Consider the following 19,558-nt stretch of genomic DNA (forward strand, 5'->3'; position numbering starts at 1 on the left):
TCAAATCAGCGCAGATAGGAAACAAAGGATGCCCGAGGTCATCCTTTGTTTGTTGCGGCAGGGGAAGCATAAGCGCGAGTCTTGCTGTGTTTATGCAATGCTTTGTTTTTCCCGATGAGGCGTGCTGACTGTCGCCGCTGGATGTTGATTGGCGGTTGTCTGATCTTTGCCCTCCGGCAGCACCAGTGTCATGATGATTGCTGCAATACCACTGGTCGTGACGGGTGAACCAAACACGCTTTGCAGTAGTTTTGGCATCTCTTGCATCACTTCCGGAACCAGCATAACGCCGAGGCCAATACCAAAAGAGACGGCCAGAATCATCAGGTTACGACGATCCAGATGCTCGTTGGCAATGATTTTGATACCAGCTGCGGCCACAGTACCAAACATCACCAGAGTCGCACCGCCAATCACAGGTTTAGGAATGGTGGTCAGGATCCCGCCGATGATAGGAAACAATCCCAGCACGCACAGAATCAGCGCCACAAAGTAGCCGACATGTCGGCTGGCAATGCCCGTCAGGTGAATCACACTGTTGTTCTGGCTGAAAGTGGTATTAGGAAAAGTGTTGAACACGGCAGCAATCATAGAGTTCACTCCATCACCAAGGATCCCGGATTTAATCCGGTTCAGATACTTAGGCCCGGAAAGAGGCAGCTTGGTAATGATGCAGTTTGCGGTGATGTCTCCGGTTGATTCAATCGCGGTAATAGCGTAAATCACCGCGATTGGCAAAAAGGCGTACCAGTCAAAGTCAAACCCATATTTGAACGGCACCGGAATGCTCACCAGTGGTTGGTTAAACGCATTCTCTATATGCACCATACCCATACCGGCCGCGACGATGTAGCCCACTACCATACCAATCAGAATTGATGACAGACGTACCATCAGGTTGCGGGAGCGGTTCAGGGCAATAATGGTCACGAGGACGACAGCGCCCAACGCCAGGTTGTGCCACTGAGCAAAGTCGGGAGCTTTAACGCCACCGGCTAAGTCAGTCATACCGACTTTAATCAATGAGATACCAATCGTTGTGACGACAATACCGGTGACGATTGGGGTGATGATTTTGCCTAGTTTGCCAATAAACTGCGAGAGAATAATTTCGATGAAGGCACCAACAAAACAGACCCCAAAAATCATGGCAAGAATATCTTCAGGACCGCCGCCATTAGACTTGGCGATGAATCCGGCAGCCAGTACTGAGCTGAGAAACGCAAAGCTGGTTCCCTGCACACACACCATACCGGCACCGATAGGCCCGATGCGACGTGCCTGAATAAAGGTACCGATACCGGATACAATTAATGCCATGCTGATCAGATAAGGCACATGGTCTCCTAATCCGAGCACACCGCCAATGATCAGCGTTGGCGTGATGATGCCAACGAAACTGGCGAGCACGTGTTGCAGTCCCGCATAGAACGCAGCCCCCGGTGCTGGCTTGTCGTCCAAGCCATAAACGAGGTCATGGTTGTGTGGTTGAGACATACTGACTTCCTTGTATACATTATTGTTAACATTCTGATACAGACAATAGAGCAAACAGTGTGCCACTAATTTCCTGACTAAATAGTCAAGTTATTTCATTGGGTTATGAAACTACGCCTGAAAAATTAAAGCGTACGCTGTCCCCTGATGGTGCAAAAAGGTTAACTTTGGTGCATAGGCAAACCAGGACATATCGGCGTGCGAAAACGGATGTTGACTTGAGAGACGATGTTTTTTGTTAGGAAAGGCGCTTTTTTCTGAGGTGTTGTGTCTGACAATGCAGCGAGGCAACTTTGCTTGTTGCGCGGCGAACCATAAAAAAGCCGCCGGGCTAGAAGGAACCCCGACGGCTTGTAACTAGTCAGTTCAATCAGTGGCAAATATGCTGTTAATCAGTCACTGTTTTGCGGCGTTGCTGCTGGCTTAATTGAGCCAGCCGCCTATTTTGGTGGATGATGTTCAATCCAGTGGCGGGCAATCTGCTCGCGAGTTGTGATCCAGACGCCTTCGTGCGATTGCACGTAATCAAGGAACTTTTTCAGTGCCATAAAGCGGCTTGGTTTACCTATGATGCGACAGTGCAGGCCGATATTCATCATTTTCGGCTTGTCCTGACCTTCTTCATACAGGCAGTCAAAGTTCTCTTTCAGGTACTGGAAGAATTCTTCACCGTGGCTGAAGCCGTAAGGTGAGGCAAAACGCATGTCATTGGTATCCAGTGTGTATGGGATCACCAGATGAGGGCGCTGTTGCCCCGGATTTTTCACATCGTTAACCGGCATCCAGAAAGGCAGGTCGTCACCGTAGTAATCGGAGTCGTACAGCAGACCGTCTTGCTCGGCAACCAGCTCACGGGTATTGGGAGAATCGCGGCCGGTATACCAGCCAATCGGGCGTTTACCGGTTAAGTTCTCGATAATATCCAGTGCTTCTACCATATGGGCACGCTCTTGCTCTGGTGACATATCCTGATAATGGATCCATTTCAGGCCGTGACAGGCAATTTCATGACCTTGTTCGATGATCGCTTTGGTGACTTCAGGGTTACGCTGTAACGCGGTCGCAACGCCAAATACGGTGAGCGGTAGGTCACGTTTGTTAAATTCGTTCAGAATACGCCAGACACCCACTCGTGAACCATATTCATACAGGGATTCCATACTCATATGACGGGTCGGATACGGTGCAGCGCCGGCAATTTCCGACAAAAAGGTTTCAGCGTGCTCATCGCCGTGCAGAACACAGTTTTCACCGCCTTCTTCATAGTTCATCACAAATTGCAGGGCGATTTTCGCGCCGCCCGGCCATTTTGCATCCGGAACGTTGTTACGTCCGTAGCCAATGTAATCGCGTGGATTTGAGACTTCCATATCGGGTTCCTTAAAACAGAATTAACGGCTCCAGTGTTGATAACGGCCGTGGAATGCTTTACCAAACGGGGTCGCGTACTGGCCGCTTTTGGATGTAGTCAGGTTCAGGGCGTGCAGAGATTCAGCCAGTTTAACCGCCGCCACAACGCCATCAATGACCGGCACCTGCAGCTCGGAAGAAATTTCATTGGCCAGATCCGACATACCGGCACAACCGAGCACAATCGCTTCAGCGCCATCTTGTTCGATAGCGGCGCGGCATTCATCAACCAGTTGTTTGTATACGTCGGCTTGAATGTGTTCCAGATCCAGTACTGCAATATCGGTTGCACGTACGCCGGTGCACAGATGGTGGTAGCCGTAACGGTGTAACAGGTGATGAGCGGCAGGCAGGGTGCGGGACATAGTTGTTACCACGCCAAATTTATGCGAAACCAGGCTGGCCAGTTGAAATGCTGCACCCGCAATACCAATCACAGGCGCTTTGGCCAGTTCGCGCGCCGCATCGATGGCCGGATCACCAAAACAAGCCACGATATGCGCATTAACACCTTCCGCTTCACCTTGGGCAATCACATCCAGCATGGCGGCTGCTGCGATGGTTTCATCCACCGCACACTCAATACTTTCCGGGCCATGAGCAGGCGATCGGGCAATAATCTCTGTATCAGGTAAGCAGATAGTTTGGGCTGACACGGCAATTTTGTCAGTCATACCCTGGCATGTATTTGGGTTTATTAACTGAATTTTCATCCATTAATCCATTTGGGCAAAAAGTGAATTGAAATCGATTTGCGCTTCTTGTTTTCCAGTCAGTGAAATCGACTGCTTAATATGTTGCAGGTGATGGCGCATCCATTGCTGGGCTTGCGCGACTTTGCGTTGATCGAGCAGATCAATCAGTTCGATGTGATCACCACAGTCACAGCTCACACTCTCCCGGGTACCGTAGGCAGCGATAACTAAAGAGGAGCGGTAGCAGAGTTGTTCTATAAATTCTGCCAGCACCCGATTGTTACCGATTCGGGCCAGTTCATAGTGGAATTGGGCGGTCAACTGAATGGAACGGGTCAGGTTATTGTCGCGTTCAGCCTGCTTTTCCTGAGCAACGATGTCACGAAAATGCTTAGACACTTTAAGGTTCCAGTTTTCGCTGACTTCTTGCATTAATAATGGTTCAAGGAGAATACGGCTATCGAGTACTTCCTCTGCTTCCTGGCGGCTGGGACGATTCACTTGCGCGCCTTTATTGGGCTGAATCACCACGAAACGTTCCAGTGCGAGGCGCTGAAGTACTTTACGAATGCCGGTGCGGCTGACGCCAAACACTTCTGAAAGTTTATCTTCAGGTAACCTTTCACCAGGCGGAAGTTGATGTTCAACGATGGCTTTAAGCATCTTTTGATAAATTTTTTCGTCGTTAGACATGAGCATTCTCTAAATAGTTGTATACAACTTACGGCTGCAATATGTATACCATGTTAATCGAATGAAGCAAGTTATAAACCGCGGGGCTTGGTGATTTTATTCACCAAAATCACCGCAAACTGTGCACTATCTTGTTGCGCCATGAACTATGATGGTGCGCCACCTAGTAAGTTCTCACCGGCTTAATGAGGCTGAAGTCAATAAAAACGGGGTTTTAACAAATTGGCACGCTACTTGTATTTGTGATTGTATACAATATAAGTGCAAGGAAGTTATACTATGAAAAAGGAATTGCCAATTAGCGACAAATTAGCCAATGCTGATTTGCTCCCTGAGAAAGAACAGAAGTGGGGTTGGTACAGCATTTTCGCGTTCTGGATGTCAGACGTACACAGCGTCGGTGGTTACGTATTTGCGGCCAGTCTGTTTGCGTTAGGCCTGAACGGTATCCAGGTTTTCATCAGTTTGTTAGTGGGGATTTCCATTGTGCTGGTGTTTGCCAACCTGATGGGTAAACCGGGTCAGCAAGCTGGTGCACCATTCCCGGTTATCGCGCGTATGTCTTTTGGTGTCTTTGGTGCCAATATTCCAGCTGTGATTCGCGGTCTGATTGCGGTGGTTTGGTACGGTATTCAAACTTACCTGGCTTCCAGCTCATTTATTATTTTGCTGCTGTACTTTTTTTCCGGGCATGGAAAGTCTGGCGGATGCAAGCTTCCTGGGCCTGTCTTACCTGGGTTGGGTTGGCTTTGTCTCGATGTGGATCCTGCAGGGTATTGTGTTCATGTTCGGCATGGATATGATTCGTAAGGTCATTGACTGGTCTGGTCCGGCCATTTACGTGGCGATGTTCGCGCTGTGTGTCTACATGGTTGATCTGGCGGGCTGGGATAACATCAGCTTTAATCTGAGCTCACAAAACCTGCAGGGCTGGGAAGTCGTAACGCAAATGGTGATCGCGATTGCTCTGGTTGCGGGTTACTTTGCTGGTCCGACGCTGAACTTTAGTGACTTCTCACGTTACTGTGGCAGTTACCAAAAACTGAAACTGGGTAACCTGCTGGGTCTGCCGCTGAATTTCCTGTTGTTCTCTGTGTTCAGCGTGGTGATTGTATCAGCTTCAATTCCGGTATTTGGTGAAATGATTACTGACCCGGTTGAAACGGTAAAACGTCTTGATTCCGGCATGATTACCGTGCTTGGTGCGATGACGTTTATCTTCGCGACCGTTGGTATCAACATTGTTGCGAACTTTGTGGCGCCTGCGTTTGACTTCTCTAACGTATCACCACAAAAAATCAGCTTCAAAATGGGTGGTTTTATCGCGGCGTTCGGTTCAGTGCTGCTGACACCTTGGAACCTGTTCAACAACCCGGAAGTCATTCATTACACGGTGGATGTACTGGCAGCGATGATTGGTCCTCTGTACGGCATTATCATCGTCGATTACTACATCATTAAGAAAGGCCATATCGATGTACCGTCACTGTACACCGAGTCAAAAGAGGGTCTGTACTGGTACCGTAATGGTTTCAACATGAACAGTATTTATGCCCTGGTTTTTGCCAGCCTGATTGCGATTGTGGCAACGTTCGTCGTGGCTGAACTCGCCAACTATGCACTTTTCATTGGTGGTCTGGTATCGGCGTTTGCTTACCGTTACATGATGGACAACTCATCATCGGTTGCAGCGCTGCGCCTGCGTGATGAAAAGGCATAAGTAAATCGTGGTTAGACGGGTCATCAGGATGGTGACCCGAATTTACCCGGTGTTTTTTAACCGTAGGCAGTAAAGGCTGAAACGATTGCACCACAAGTGATCGGTTGTGCACCAAAAGTTCCACTAGTTTCAGTATGAAGTCAGTTGTAAAAATCGCATTGATATCTAACTTGTTGTTATTAATGCGATTATATTTTTAATTAAAGTTGGCGCGATCGTTGCAAAGTGTAAGTCAGATGTTTCAAGCGTTTCATTTTAAAAGGAGATTAACGATGAAATTATTTGGCCTTATGGCGAGTGTACTCGCATCTGCCAGCTTACTGGTTGGCGCAACGGCAGCGAAGGCTGACCAACTGGATTCGGTTCATCAGAAAGGTGTACTTAAAGTGGCGGTTCCTCAGGATTTCCCTCCGTTTGGTTCAATTGGTATCGACCTGAAACCGCAAGGTTACGACATTGATATGGCGGGTTATCTGGCGGACAAACTGGACGTGAAACTGGAGTTGGTGCCGGTAACCAGTGCTAACCGTATTCCTTACTTACAAACCGGTAAGGTGGATCTGGTGATTTCCAGCATGGGTAAAAACCCGGAACGTGCCAAAGTGATCGATTTCAGTGAAGCGTATGCACCTTTCTATCTGGGTGTATTCGGCTCTGACGATGAAGCGGTCGGTGATGCGAAGGATCTGAGCGGTAAAACGATTGGTGTGACACGCGGCTCGGTTGAGGATCTTGAGCTGAGCAAGATTGCACCGGCTGATACTGTGATTAAACGTTTTGAAGACAACAACGCAACCTTGTCGTCGTTCTTGTCGGGTCAGGTTAGCCTGATCGCAACCGGCAACCTGGTGGTGACTGAAATTGCAACCCGCTATCCGGCCAAAGCACCGAAGACCAAGTTCTTGCTGAAAAACTCGCCATGTTTTGTCGGCGTGATGAAAGGTGAAGAATCTCTGCTGAAAGAAGTCAATCGTCTGATTTCACAAGCAAAAGAAGAGGGTGTCCTGGAAGGTTTCTCGCAAAAATGGCTCAAAGCACCATTTCCTGCGGACCTGGGCGCATAAGCGGTTTCGAACCAAGAACTTTAAGGACGAAGCATGAGTTATCAGTTGGATTTTAGCGGTTTGACTCCTTACCTGCCACAGTTTGTGGCAGGGCTTGAAACGACCGTTGAACTGACGGTCATCTCAACCCTTGGCGGGTTACTGCTTGGCACTGTTTGCGCCGGTGCCAAAACCAGCCAGGTGAAATGGCTTAAGTTTGTCTGCACGTGTTATATCGAGGTGATTCGCAACACCCCGTTTATTGTGCAACTGTTTTTTATCTTTTTCGGCCTGCCTGCGCTGGGCATCAAGCTCAGTGCCTGGCAAGCCGGTTTGATTGCCATGGTCATCAACCTGGGGGCGTATTCAGCGGAGATCATTCGTGCCGGTATTGAAGCCACACCGAAAGGACAGTGGGAAGCCGGCAAAACACTGGGCCTGACCCGAATGCAGATCTTTACCCGTATCGTGCTTCCACCGGCGTATCAGCGCGTTTACCCGGCGATTGTCAGCCAGTGCATTATTGTGATGCTCGGCTCCGCGGTGGTCTCGCAAATTTCGGTCGAAGATTTAACCTTTGCCGCTAACTTTGTGCAATCACGCAGTTTCCTTAGTTTTGAATCGTACATGCTGACCGCGGCGATTTATCTGGTACTGGCGATTGTGATGCGACAGATGTTTGCGTTAGTCAAACGCAAAACGTTCAAGAACCCATCGTTGTAGGAGAGCCGGAATATGATGCAATTTACCGATTGGGATATTTTTCGCAGCCTGCTGATGGCCGCGCGCTGGACGGTTGCTTTATCCCTGATTGCTTTTGTCGGTGGCGGACTGCTGGGTCTTATCATTACTTTATTACGCAGTACCCGCAGTCCGGTGATGACAGCTATCGTCAAACTGTATGTGGAACTGTTTCAGGGCACACCGCTGCTGATGCAGTTATTTCTGGCCTTCTTTGGTTTATCGCTGGTTGGCATTGAAGTCAGCCCGTGGACGGCGGCGATTTTGTCTCTGACACTATTTAGTAGTGCATTTTTCCATGATATCTGGCGCGGTTGTATTGAGTCGTTGCCAAAAGGGCAGTGGGAAGCGTGTCGCACGCTGGGGATGACCTATCTTCAGACCATGCGTCATGTTATTGCCCCGCAAGCGGCCCGTATGGCCATTGCACCAACAGTGGGCTTTTCCGTGCAGATTGTTAAAGGCACGGCACTGGCGTCCATCATTGGGTTTGTCGAGCTGACTAAAGCCGGCACCATGTTAAACAACGCGACCTTCCAGCCGTTCAAGGTGTTTGCGCTGGTTGCTGTACTGTACTTTGCTATTTGCTTTCCGCTTTCTGTGTTAGCCCGATACCTGGAGACTCGCAATCATGTCACTCGTTAGTGTTGAACAAGTTCATAAATATTATGGTGAAAACCACGTCCTGAAAGGCGTCGACCTGAAAATCAAACGTGGTGAAGTGGTCTCGATCATCGGTCGCAGTGGTTCAGGGAAAAGTACCTTACTGCGTTGTATGAATGGCCTGGAAGATTATCAGGAAGGTGCCATCATCGTTGACAGTCAGTCGGTGGAAAACGATGAATACAAACTGCGTCTGCTGAGCCGCAGCGTTGGTATGGTGTTTCAGAGCTTTAACCTGTTCCCGCACATGACCGTAGGCGAGAATGTGATGCTGGCACCCAAACTGGTGCTGAAAAAAGACAGCAAAGAGTGTGAAGCCCAGGCGCGTGAACTACTGGCTAAAGTCGGGCTGGCAGATAAGTTTGAGGCGTATCCGAGCAATCTGTCCGGTGGTCAGCAGCAGCGCGTCGCGATTGCCCGCTCACTGGCGATGAATCCGAAAGTCCTGCTGTGTGATGAAATCACCTCGGCGCTGGATCCGGAACTGGTGGGTGAAGTGCTTAAAGTGCTGGAGCAGTTAAAAGCGGAAGGCATGACACTGATTCTGGTTACCCATGAGATGAACTTTGCCCGCGATGTGGGCGACCGCGTGGTGTTTATGAATCAGGGTAAAGTGTGGGAAACCGGTCCCAGCGAAGAAGTGTTTGCTGCGCCACAGACGCCAGAGCTGCAAAGCTTTTTGTCGGCGGTTCGCTAACAACAGCTAATCGAAACTAGGGAGTGCGAATGACCAATCACAACTCACTGAGCGAACGTATTACGCAGCAGTATTCGCGTTTAACGGAGAGCAGCCGCAGGGTGGCAGACTATCTGCAGCTCAATCCGGAGAAGATCCTCATGCTGTCGACCGCTGAAATTGCCGAGTCCTGTTCGGTGTCTAAAACCAGCGTGAGTCGTTTTATCAGACAGTTAGGTTATGACGATCATCTCGCGCTCCGTCAGGAACTGATGCAGGAACGCGATAAAGGTATCCCGGTTCTGACCTCTAACATCGATGATCCGGGCATTCAGAATGATATGCGTGCCCTGGAGCAGCTCTGGGCCCAGTTGGCAGCGATTGATGTGACTGGTTTGATTGATGCAATAGCGCGGGCAAAACGCGTTAAGATCATCGGCTATCGCAACAGTTATCCGTTAGCGATGCATTTTCGCCAGCAACTGATGCAGTGCCGCAGTGACGTCGAACTGCTGCCTCTGCCGGGACAAACGCTGGGCGAAGATCTGGTTTCGATAGGTGACGACGATTTTGTGATTGTGATTGGTATTCGCCGCCGTATCAGCCAGTTTGAAAAGATAATTCAGCATTTGAATGGCAAACCCTGTTTATTGATCACCGATCAATCGGGTCAGAAATACGCGTCTGAAGTAACGCATTTTCTGCTGTGTTATATGAATAATCAGGCACCTTTAGATAGCTATGCGGTGCCTATGAGCTTAATATCATACCTGGTCAACAAGGTGTACCGACACCTTGGTCAGAATGCGGCTCAATTAAGCCGGAATATTTCTCACAGCTATTCGCTGCTTAGTGAAGTGGAATAGTTGCGAGTTGGTCTTCGATATTAATAAAGCAACCAAGAGCAAAACTTACGATATGAATGTATTAGCAAAACTTAAAAAAGAGTGGTTTTTGGTCGGCATGGTCGCCGCCATCGTGCTGGCTTCCATGACGTCTGAAATCGGTCGTTCCGGTGGTGTGATTCATCTGGATCAAATCACGGGTATTGGTGTCGCCATTGTCTTCTTCCTGCACGGTCTGGGCCTGTCACCAAAAGCGATTAAAGCGGGTGTGACTAACTGGCGCCTGCATATTTATATTCAAATGGCCACGTTTGTGATTTACCCGCTGCTGTGGGTGATTTTTGGCGAAGCGTTCCTGGCTTACATGCCATCGGCTCTGGCGTTTGGTTTCTGTTACCTGCTGGTGCTGCCAAGTACGATTTCTTCTTCGGTTGCAATGACCAGTGTGGGCAAAGGTAACGTACCGGGGGCGATTTTTAACGCTTCTCTGTCAAGCGTGCTGGGTGTATTTATTACGCCGCTGTTGATCCAACTGTTTATGGGCTTTGAAGGAGTACAACTGGATCTGATGGATTCGGTCACTTCGATTGCTAAGCTGCTACTGGTTCCGATGATAGTCGGTCAGTTGCTGCGTCCTTACCTGGTTTCTTTCGTGGACCGTCATAAGTCAGTGGTTAACAAAGTAGACAAATACGTCATCCTGCTGATCGTTTACAACGCGTTCTGTGATTCAGTGGTTAACGGTGTGTGGAGCGAATTCTCCGTTGGTCTGCTGGCGACGTCTATCGCGATTTGTGTGGTCACTCTGGTCATCATGGTGCACCTGATTCAGTGGGGCGCACGCCGGGTTAAATTTGCACTGCCGGATGAAGTGGCGGCGGTGTTCTGTGGCACCAAGAAAACACTGGCGGCGGGTATCCCGATGGCAAAAGTTATTTTCGGTGCCGATCCGACCCTGGGTATGATTCTGTTGCCAATCATGCTGTATCACCCGATTCAGATCTTCTACTGTGCCGTGCTGGCTAACCGTTATGCGCGCCAGAATGAAACCTTAAAAGCGGCAACCAACTGATAAAAGCCGCCACACTCTGAAAGTGTGGCGCTGAACGAACTAAAACGAATGCGACAAAGGAAATGCTATGAGTAGGGACGCTCGAGTTTACTGCCAACAAGGCCCGCAATTTTTGCCTGCCACTGCGCAGGGTGTGCTGTCGGGTACACATTTTGTGTTCAAAGATCTGTTCGATGTAGCCGGTTTCGTGACCGGAGCGGGCAACCCGACCTGGCTGACCACCCATGAGAAAGCCACTCATACTTCACCTCTGATTAGTGCGTTGCTCGAAGCGGGTGCCGAGTGCAGCGGACGCGTGCAAACTGACGAACTGGCTTATAGCCTCAACGGCCAGAACGTCCATTACGGTACACCGGTTAACCCGGCGGCAGCGGATTGCATTCCGGGTGGATCTTCGAGCGGCAGTGCCGTGGCGGTAGCCAACGGTGACTGTGAGTTTTCTATCGGCACGGATACCGGTGGTTCGGTTCGCGTACCGGCCAGTTACTGTGGTCTGTACGGTCTGCGTCCGACCCTGGGCAGCCTGGATCTGTCGCATGCGTTTGAACTGGCAAAAAGTTTTGATACAGCGGGTATTTTTACCCGTGATCTCGGGCTGATGCGTCAGGTTTGGTCGATACTTTCCGGTCGCGACAAGTCGGGCGTAGAGTGCAAAACCCTTTATCTGGATGGTCAGTGTAAGGCGATCATGTCTGAGCCGCGTCTGGTACGTTTGCAACAGTGGTGTGAGCAAAATGGTTTCACGCTGTTGGAAGGCGATTTCCTTGCCGATCTGGGCTGGAGTCTGACCGAACTGAGCCTTTTGTTCCGCACGATTCAGGGCTTCGACATTATCCGTGAACACGATGTATGGCTGAGTGAACACGTTAACAGTATCGATCCTGCGATTGGCGAGCGCGTGGCGTGGGCCCGCACCATTACGCGTGAGCAATATCATCACGCCAGAGAAGAACAAACCGGACTGATGCAAAAATTAGTCTGCCATCTGCAGAAAAATCAGTGTCTGTGGGCGATTCCGACCACGCCATCCGGTCCGCCGTCACTGACCATGCCGGCCGTTGAACTGGCGGTCTACCGTAGTCAGTTAATGGGGCTGACCAGTATTGCCGGTTTATCCGGTCTGCCTCAGCTTCATCTGCCGATGAACAAATTATTAGAAGGCCCGTGCGGCGTTTCCCTGATGGGACAGCCTGATCAGGAAGAAGATCTGCTGGCAACGGGTGATAAACTGAGCCAAGGAGAACGTGAATGAAGCATCAAACGGCGTTTACTGCCCCTCACTATAAGGCCGCCCAGGTAGGCCAGCAAATTCTCGATGCAGGCGGTACCGCCAGTGAAGCCATGGTGGCTGCGGCAGCGATGATTTCTGTGCAGTACCCGCATATGAATGGGATTGGCGGCGACAGCTTCTGGCTGATTGCCAAGAAAGGCCAGACTCCGGTTGCCATCGACGGCTGCGGCGCTGCGGCGCTCAATATCGACGTGGACGCATTCCGTGCCAAAGGCAGTGAGCTGCCGGAAGCGGGGGCTGATGCTTCAATTACCATGGCCGGTACGGTTGCAGCCTGGCAAAAAGCGCTGGAAATGGATGCCACCAATCTGTCGCTGATCCAACTGTTACAACCTGCGATTGACGCTGCGCGCTCGGGCATTGAAGTGACACAAAGTCTGGTCAATGCCAGTGAAAAAACTTACCAGCGGCTGGCTTCTTTACCAGCGTTTGCTGAGCGTTTCCTTAAACAGGGCAAAACACTGCAGGTGGGCGATACGCTGATTAACGAAGCGCTGGCCAACACCCTGACCCGTCTTGCCGAGTCTGGCCTGGATGATTTCTACCGTGGTGAGATTGCCGAATTGGCAGCGAAAGAGCTGCAACAGGCCGGCAGCCCGCTGGGCCTGAAAGATTTTCATGCCCATCAGGCTCGCGTGTTGGCACCGCTCAGCGTACAAACATCTAAAGGGCGTTTGTATAACTTTGGTGCGCCGACTCAGGGCGTGGCATCACTGCTGATCCTGGCGATTTATGATCGTCTGGCAGCGCAGGCGGAAAGTGAAATTGACCACATCCACCTGCTGGTTGAAGCCACCAAACAGGCCTTCATCATCCGTGACCGTGAAGTGTGCGACGAAGAGAATCTTACTCAGCCGCTGCAGGAGTGGCTGACTGAATCTGTGATTGATGAATGTGTTAGCAATGTGTCGTTGCAAAAAGCGCTGCCCTGGCCACACCAGGCGAAACCGGGTGACACCATCTGGATGGGCGCCTCGGATCAGTACGGCACCATGGTGAGCTTTATCCAGAGTGTGTACTGGGAGTTTGGCTCCGGTTTGTTCCTGCCTGAGACCGGTATTTTGTGGAATTGTCGCGGCAAGAGTTTCTCGCTCGATGCCAGCCATCACAACGTACTGGCTGCGGGCAAAAAACCGTTCCATACCCTTAACCCGGCCTATGCCGAGCTTAATGATGGCAGCCGCATGAGTTACGGCACCATGGGCGGAGAAGGCCAGCCACAGACTCAGGCTTGTCTGTTCAGCCGTTACCATTATCAGGGTGACACGCTGGCTGATGCGGTGGCGAAACCGCGCTGGCTGCTGGGACGTACCTGGGGAAACAGTACCAACAACTTACGACTTGAACGTTCGCTGTATGACGCATACGGCGAGCAACTGATGCAACGCGGTCACGATGTGACTTACGTTGCCGATGTGAACGAATTAATGGGACATGCTGGCGCTATCGTATTGAATAGCGAAGGAAAAGCGTGCGCAACCAGCGATCCTCGTAGTGATGGACGCAGTATACTTGGAGAATGAGATGAAAGCCCAAAACGAACTATTTGAAACCCTGAACCCGCCACAACGTCTGTTGATGGGCCCGGGTCCGATCAATGCTTATCCACGTGTTCATCAGGCTATCTCTCAGTCACTGATTGGTCAGTACGATCCGGTGATGACTGGTTACATGAACCAGGTACAGTCACTGTACCGTGGTGTATTCCAGACTGACAATAAGCAAACCATGCTGGTGGATGGCACGGCGCGTTCCGGTATTGAAGCGGTACTGGTTTCTGTTCTGCAACCTGGTGACAAAGTCCTGATCCCTGTGATTGGCCGTTTTGGCCACCTGTTGTGTGAAATCGCGCAGCGTGTCGGTGCTGTGGTAAAAACCATCGATATAGAATGGGGTGAAGTGTGCCCGGCGGATAAAGTGGAAGCCGCGATCAAATCCTTCCAGCCTAAAATGCTGGCAACCGTACAGGGTGATACGTCAACCACAATGAATCAGCCTCTGGCTGAGATGGGCGACATCTGTCAGCGTTATGGGGTGTTGTTTTATTGTGACGCTACAGCGTCAATCGCAGGTAACGATCTGAAAGTTGATGAGTGGCATCTGGATGCGGTTTCTGCCGGTCTGCAGAAATGTCTGGGCGGCCCTTCAGGTTCGGCACCCATCACGCTGAGCGATCGCTGTGCAGAAGTGATCAACCGTCGCAAACACGTAGAGGCCGGTATCCGCGCCGATCACCACACGCAGGGTGAAGATGCGATGATCCAGTCGAATTACTTTGATCTGGCGATGATCATGGATTACTGGGGACCGGAACGGCTTAACCACCACACCGAAGCGACCAGCATGCTGTATGCAGCACGTGAATGCGCGCGCATCTTCCTGGAAGAAGGGGTTGATAATGTTGTCGCTCGTCATAAGCAAGCCGGTGATGCACTGGCGGTTGGTCTGCGTGCGATGGGTCTGGAACTGTTTGGTAACCAGGCTTATAAGATGAATAACGTCGTTGGTGTCTATATCCCGGCCAGCGTCAACGGCGATGCCGTCCGTATGGAACTACTGAACCGTTTTGGTATCGAGATCGGTACCTCGTTTGGTCCGCTGCACGGTAAGATCTGGCGTATCGGTACCATGGGTTACAACGCGCGTCAGGAATGTGTGTTGTCTACTCTGGCTGCTCTGGAAGCGGTTCTTATCAAGCACAAAGCAGCAATCGTGCCTGGACAGGCAGTGGTGGCAGCAATGGAATACTTTGGTTAAGCAAACGGTTAAGGAGCGCCAATGGCGACGATGAATGGAATCACAATGGAAGATCGTGCAAAGCGCTTGATGGAACAAGCCGACGTGCTTGGCTCGTTTACCGAAACGCCCGGGCAAGTGACCCGGGCTTACCTCACGCCTGAGCACCGTCTGGCCCATGATCAACTGGCTGTGTGGATGCAGCAAGCCGGTCTCGAAACCTGGCAAGACAGTGTCGGTAACCAGTGGGGACGTAAGGTGTCGTTGAACCCGACTCAGCCAACCCTGATTCTGGGTTCGCACAGTGATACGGTGCGTAATGCCGGTAAGTATGATGGCAATCTGGGTGTCATCATGGCAATTGAAGCCCTGGCGGCTTTGTCTGAGCAGGAGTTTCCGTTTCATATTGATGTGGTCGCTTTTGCTGACGAAGAAGGCACCCGTTTTAATACCACGCTGATTGGTTCAAGTGGTGTAGCGGGCTGTTTTAATCCGGCCTGGCTGGATGTGAAAGATGCTGACGGCATCAGTATGGCGGAGGCGATGCGTACATTTGGTCTGGATCCGGAACAAGCGGGTCGCGATGCGCGCCGCGCTGAAGAGACGCTGGCTTACCTGGAAGCGCATATTGAGCAGGGCCCGGTGCTGGAAGCCGAAGATCTCGCGGTCGGTGTTGTTACCGGTATTGCCGGGGCAAAACGTTTTGAGTGTGGTGTTAAAGGGATGGCCGGTCATGCCGGTACGGTTCCGGTCAATCTGCGCAATGATGCCCTGTGCGGGACCGCTGAGATGATCACTTACATCGAGAAATTCGCCGCCGATAAAGGCATTGTAGCGACGGTCGGTAAGTGTGAAGTACTGCCAGGCGCAGTCAATGTGATTCCGGGTGAAACCCGCTTTACCATTGATATTCGCAGCTTATCGCAGGACACGCTGGAAGCGTGTACCACCCAGCTTCTGGCTCTGCTGAATAAGATCGCCGATAAACGCGGCCTGAAATTCAGTTCGCAGAACATCTATCAAGCGGCAGCCGTGCCGTGTCATGAATCACTGCAGCAAAAGTGGGCCTCAGTGGTGGAAACGGTCACTCAGACGAAACCGCGTTTTTTGCCCAGTGGCGCCGGTCATGATGCACTGGCAATGGCCACCATGACCGATGTCGGCATGCTGTTTATCCGCTGCGAGAAGGGCATCAGCCACAACCCGCGCGAGCAGGTGACCCCGTCAGATGTCGCAGTGGGCTTACACTGTTTTATCGAGATGCTGAAAAGCTTTGTCTGATAGTGTTTCGGTTTGTCCTGACTCAATTTTGTAATTCAAGCCCGGCCCGTTGAGCCGGGCTTTTTACTGTCCCTTTAAATTAGGCCTTAAGGTGCGGTGATTTGAGGCTCCTGAGAATCAATACCTCAGAGCCAATATTAAATCAGTCCTGTGGTTTTTGCGGTGGCTTGTGGCTGCGCATAAAGCTGTCAAGTTCCGGTTCAGTCACTTCGCCATCGCCATTACTGTCCATTTGTGAGAAATCACGCTGCATCGGCCCTTGCAGTTCATCCTGGGTCAGTATGCCATCACCATTGTTGTCTAGTTCTGCAAAGGAAGGTGGTCGCCCCATATCGTGATCGCCGGATGGCCCTGGCTGGGCGAACGAGTAAGAAGTAAGCAGTGTGCAACTTACTGCCAGCGAGAGTGATCTGTATTTCATTGGTAACCTCTTGGTGATTGAATTGACGCAGCATTGGAGCGTCTAATCATGAAGTGGTTCGGGCTTTTACATTACTTTACAAAGGGTTAAAAAAACCATGCCGGAATAGGCGACTGAAGATAAAAAAGCCACCAGCGGAGCCACTGGTGGCTTGAGTGCGTTGGGGGGAACGCAACTTTTATTATAAGCTCAGATTTAATTAACCGCGGTTAATGGGTTTGAGTTAATGCCTGCTTTAACAACTGACGTTCGGTGTCTGTCATGTCTGTTTTATTCAGGAACGGCATGTCGGCACTTTCCACCGCGCGGGCCAGAATGCGTGCTTTCCAACGTTCAATATCCTGCCAGTTATCGAACACCGCTCCGCTTGGTGCAACCTTGAACACGTCGTCGGTCGGTGCGGAACTATGACACTGGCTACAACGATCTTTGATGATCTGCTGCGCGATATGCTGATCTTCATTCAGACCGACTAACTGAGCTGTTGGTTGAGCGGCGGCAGGCTGGGCGGCATTGTGCTGCGCCAGCTCTTTCTTGGCTTGCATCTGCGCTGTCGTTTGCCAGCTGATCGCCACAGCCAGCAGGAACATGGCAGCGGCGCCGATAAACATGACCGCTGGCTTTTGCTGGCCGGTATGTTTCAGGTTAAAGTAGTGACGAATGTAGGCACTGATCACCATGATCAGCAGACCGATCAGCCAGCTGTTGGCGTGCTGGTAAATCATCGGGTAGTGATTACTGATCATCAGAAAGATCACCGGCAGGGTGAAGTAGTTGTTGTGAATCGAGCGGCGCTTGCCTTCCAGGCCCGGCGCCGGATCGACCGGCTCACCGGCAGCCACCTGGGCCACCATTTTACGCTGACCAGGAATGATCTTATGGAACACATTGTTGACCATGATCGAGCCAATTAGCGCGCCCATATGAATAAAGGCACCGCGGCCGCTGAACAGATGAGTAAAGCCATAGAAGAACAGGGCGCCGAATAGTACAACTGCGCCACTAAACAAGACGGTGTTGCGGCTCAGTGGTGAGCGCATCAGAATTTCATACACCACCACACCAAGCATAACGCCGCCGACACCCAGACCGACCGCCTGCAGCGAGGTCAGCTCCATCACACGCGGGTCAATCAGATAGGCCTGAGCGTTGAAGTAATACATCCAGATAAGCAGGGCTGAGCCGGTCAGCCAGGTGGTATAGGCTTCCCATTTAAACCAGTGCAGTTTTTCCGGCATTTTTTCCGGGCCGACCTGGTACTTAGCTACTTCATAAAAGCCGCCACCGTGTACGGCCCACAGGTCACCTTTGATGCCTTTGTCTTTTTCCATTTGGGTGGGGTTTCCAGGCTGTTATCCAGCCAGGTGAAATAAAAGCTGGCGCCAATCCATGCGATACCGCAGATGACATGAAACCATTTGATAAACAGTGCTAACCATTCGTACAGTTGAGGCCACATAAGTTATATATCCTTTTGATAGACTAATTTTCCATGAACATAAGTTCGCTCGATCGTACGCTCGTCGCCCAGGGTCATCAGGGCGAAAAGCTGCTCGGCTAAATCATTGCAACGCAGAAAACGCTGCTTGAGCATCGGGAATGCAGCAAGATCGAGTTCGACAAAATCGGCTTCAGTGCCGATATTAAAGTTGCCAATCAGGTGTTCGAGCCCCATGGCCGCGGCGGCTCCCTGTGTACAGAGGTATAAAGATTCAAACGCATCCAGGCTATAGCCTTGCAGCTGACAAATCTTGTAAGCATCACTCTGGTTTTTCAGCAGACTCAGGCTGGTGCCTGCGCCGACATCACTGGCGATGGCAACCGGAATATGCGCCTGTTTGAGCTGCTCATAAGGCAGTAACCCGCTGCCGAGAAACAGATTTGATGACGGGCAGAACGCTACCGCTGCGCCGCTTTTGGCCAGGGCTTGTTGCTCGCGCGCACTAAGATGGATTGCATGACCGAACAAAGCCCGTTCCCGCACCAAGTTATTGCGCTGATAGACATCGAGATAATCGTCACTGTCCGGGTACAGATCTTTGACCCAGGCGACCTCATTGAGATTCTCACTCAGGTGCGTCTGAATGAAGGTGTCCGGGTGCTCTTTGGCCAGCTGACCTGCTTTGGCGAGTTGTTCCGGGCTGCTGGTCGGTGCAAAACGTGGTGTAATCGCATATAAAGCGCGGCCTTGTTTGTGCCAGCGTTCAATCAGAGCCTTGCTGTCGCGGTAGCCTGAGTCCGGCGTGTCCTGCAGTTCGTCCGGGCTGAAGCGATCCATCAGAACCTTGCCGCACACCATGCGCGCATCATATTTCTGTGCCGCATCAAAAAAGGCATCCACTGACTGTGGGTGCACGGTGGCAAATACGCTGGCTGTGGTGGTGCCGTGCGCAAACAGCTGCTGCAAAAAAAAGTCAGCCTGCACTGTGGCATAGAGCGCGTCACTGTAGCGCAGCTCTGCCGGGAAAGTGTAGCTGTTGAGCCAGTCCAGCAGTTGCTTGCCATAACTGGCAATCATTTCGACCTGCGGGTAATGCACGTGCGCATCGATCATGCCCGGAATTAACAGGCCGCGATGCTCAGTCACGTTGCCCTGAATCAACAAGGCTTTATTGGCGGAAACAGAGAAAAACTGCGCCGCGTCACCGACATGTCGAATCCGGCCGTTTTCTACCACCAGAACGCCATCTTCCCAGTAATGGTAATGATCTTTTGGTGACAATGTCACCTCTGGAAAGTGCAGCAAACGGCCGCGATGTACCGCAATCGACATA

The 19,558-nt window shown here is 51.1% G+C and carries 18 protein-coding genes and 1 pseudogene; 11 read left to right on the forward strand and 8 right to left on the reverse strand.

The genetic code is table 11. From position 1 onward, the window contains the following. Window positions 1-90: 90 nt before the first annotated feature. The 4 genes from KNV97_RS01255 to KNV97_RS01270 all read right to left on the reverse strand — a co-directional run bounded on the left by KNV97_RS01255 (window position 91) and on the right by KNV97_RS01270 (window position 4,295). Window positions 91-1,497 carry a uracil-xanthine permease family protein gene (locus KNV97_RS01255; protein ID WP_136485845.1) on the reverse strand — a complete coding sequence of 469 codons (1,407 nt, stop codon included), beginning with the start codon at window positions 1,495-1,497 and terminating at the stop codon, window positions 91-93. A gap of 440 nt (window positions 1,498-1,937) precedes the next feature. Continuing rightward, window positions 1,938-2,867, reverse strand: coding sequence for an allantoinase PuuE (gene puuE / locus KNV97_RS01260; RefSeq protein WP_136485843.1), 930 nt, complete (start codon window positions 2,865-2,867; stop codon window positions 1,938-1,940). A 21-nt stretch (window positions 2,868-2,888) separates the two neighbouring features. Next, on the reverse strand, window positions 2,889-3,620 hold the full coding sequence (locus KNV97_RS01265; protein WP_136485841.1) for an aspartate/glutamate racemase family protein: 732 nt from the start codon (window positions 3,618-3,620) through the stop codon (window positions 2,889-2,891). Between the two features lie 3 nt (window positions 3,621-3,623). Then, window positions 3,624-4,295, reverse strand: a complete 672-nt coding sequence (locus KNV97_RS01270) for a GntR family transcriptional regulator (protein WP_218561912.1) — start codon at window positions 4,293-4,295, stop codon at window positions 3,624-3,626. Window positions 4,296-4,673: 378 nt separating this feature from the next. Here KNV97_RS01270 and KNV97_RS01275 point away from each other — a divergent pair. The 11 genes and pseudogenes from KNV97_RS01275 (at window position 4,674) to KNV97_RS01325 (ending at window position 16,363) form a co-directional block, all read left to right on the forward strand. Continuing rightward, window positions 4,674-6,015 (forward strand): annotated as a pseudogene (locus tag KNV97_RS01275) (NCS1 family nucleobase:cation symporter-1). Window positions 6,016-6,287: 272 nt separating this feature from the next. Next, complete coding sequence (locus KNV97_RS01280; protein ID WP_218561913.1) at window positions 6,288-7,079, forward strand: transporter substrate-binding domain-containing protein; 792 nt, start codon at window positions 6,288-6,290, stop codon at window positions 7,077-7,079. A gap of 33 nt (window positions 7,080-7,112) precedes the next feature. Next, complete coding sequence (locus KNV97_RS01285; protein WP_218561914.1) at window positions 7,113-7,781, forward strand: amino acid ABC transporter permease; 669 nt, start codon at window positions 7,113-7,115, stop codon at window positions 7,779-7,781. A 12-nt stretch (window positions 7,782-7,793) separates the two neighbouring features. Continuing rightward, window positions 7,794-8,444: an amino acid ABC transporter permease gene (locus tag KNV97_RS01290; RefSeq protein ID WP_136485830.1), complete on the forward strand. Its 651-nt coding sequence runs from the start codon at window positions 7,794-7,796 to the stop codon at window positions 8,442-8,444. Beyond that, entirely contained in the window at window positions 8,431-9,159 is a 729-nt protein-coding gene (locus tag KNV97_RS01295) for an amino acid ABC transporter ATP-binding protein (protein ID WP_218561915.1), read from the forward strand. The genes KNV97_RS01290 and KNV97_RS01295 overlap by 14 nt, the downstream gene beginning before the upstream one ends. Window positions 9,160-9,188: 29 nt before the next feature. Beyond that, window positions 9,189-10,004 (forward strand): MurR/RpiR family transcriptional regulator, encoded by an 816-nt coding sequence (locus KNV97_RS01300; protein ID WP_136485826.1) that lies wholly within the window; start codon window positions 9,189-9,191, stop codon window positions 10,002-10,004. Window positions 10,005-10,056: 52 nt separating this feature from the next. Beyond that, window positions 10,057-11,055, forward strand: a complete 999-nt coding sequence (locus KNV97_RS01305) for a bile acid:sodium symporter family protein (protein ID WP_136485824.1) — start codon at window positions 10,057-10,059, stop codon at window positions 11,053-11,055. A gap of 67 nt (window positions 11,056-11,122) precedes the next feature. Beyond that, window positions 11,123-12,307 carry an amidase gene (locus tag KNV97_RS01310; protein ID WP_218561916.1) on the forward strand — a complete coding sequence of 395 codons (1,185 nt, stop codon included), beginning with the start codon at window positions 11,123-11,125 and terminating at the stop codon, window positions 12,305-12,307. Then, a complete protein-coding gene (locus KNV97_RS01315) occupies window positions 12,304-13,869 on the forward strand; it encodes a gamma-glutamyltransferase family protein (RefSeq protein WP_218561917.1) in 1,566 nt (521 codons plus the stop codon). Before KNV97_RS01310 ends, KNV97_RS01315 begins: the two co-directional genes overlap by 4 nt. 1 nt (window position 13,870) lies before the next feature. Further along, on the forward strand, window positions 13,871-15,103 hold the full coding sequence (locus KNV97_RS01320) for a pyridoxal-phosphate-dependent aminotransferase family protein (protein WP_136485818.1): 1,233 nt from the start codon (window positions 13,871-13,873) through the stop codon (window positions 15,101-15,103). A 45-nt stretch (window positions 15,104-15,148) separates the two neighbouring features. Next, window positions 15,149-16,363, forward strand: a complete 1,215-nt coding sequence (locus tag KNV97_RS01325) for an allantoate amidohydrolase (protein WP_240798186.1) — start codon at window positions 15,149-15,151, stop codon at window positions 16,361-16,363. A 142-nt stretch (window positions 16,364-16,505) separates the two neighbouring features. Here KNV97_RS01325 and KNV97_RS01330 read toward each other — a convergent pair whose 3' ends face one another. The 4 genes from KNV97_RS01330 to guaD all read right to left on the reverse strand — a co-directional run bounded on the left by KNV97_RS01330 (window position 16,506) and on the right by guaD (window position 19,557). Beyond that, window positions 16,506-16,784, reverse strand: a complete 279-nt coding sequence (locus tag KNV97_RS01330) for an EF-hand domain-containing protein (protein WP_136485813.1) — start codon at window positions 16,782-16,784, stop codon at window positions 16,506-16,508. A gap of 209 nt (window positions 16,785-16,993) precedes the next feature. Next, window positions 16,994-18,115 carry a urate hydroxylase PuuD gene (locus KNV97_RS01335; RefSeq protein WP_218561918.1) on the reverse strand — a complete coding sequence of 374 codons (1,122 nt, stop codon included), beginning with the start codon at window positions 18,113-18,115 and terminating at the stop codon, window positions 16,994-16,996. Continuing rightward, window positions 18,049-18,243, reverse strand: a complete 195-nt coding sequence (locus tag KNV97_RS01340; protein WP_218561919.1) for a urate hydroxylase PuuD — start codon at window positions 18,241-18,243, stop codon at window positions 18,049-18,051. The genes KNV97_RS01335 and KNV97_RS01340 overlap by 67 nt, the downstream gene beginning before the upstream one ends. 3 nt (window positions 18,244-18,246) lie before the next feature. Next, window positions 18,247-19,557 (reverse strand): guanine deaminase, encoded by a 1,311-nt coding sequence (gene guaD / locus KNV97_RS01345; RefSeq protein ID WP_136485810.1) that lies wholly within the window; start codon window positions 19,555-19,557, stop codon window positions 18,247-18,249. Window position 19,558: the final 1 nt, after the last annotated feature.

This window comes from Vibrio ostreae, assembly GCF_019226825.1.
Taxonomy (GTDB): Bacteria; Pseudomonadota; Gammaproteobacteria; order Enterobacterales; family Vibrionaceae; genus Vibrio; species Vibrio ostreae.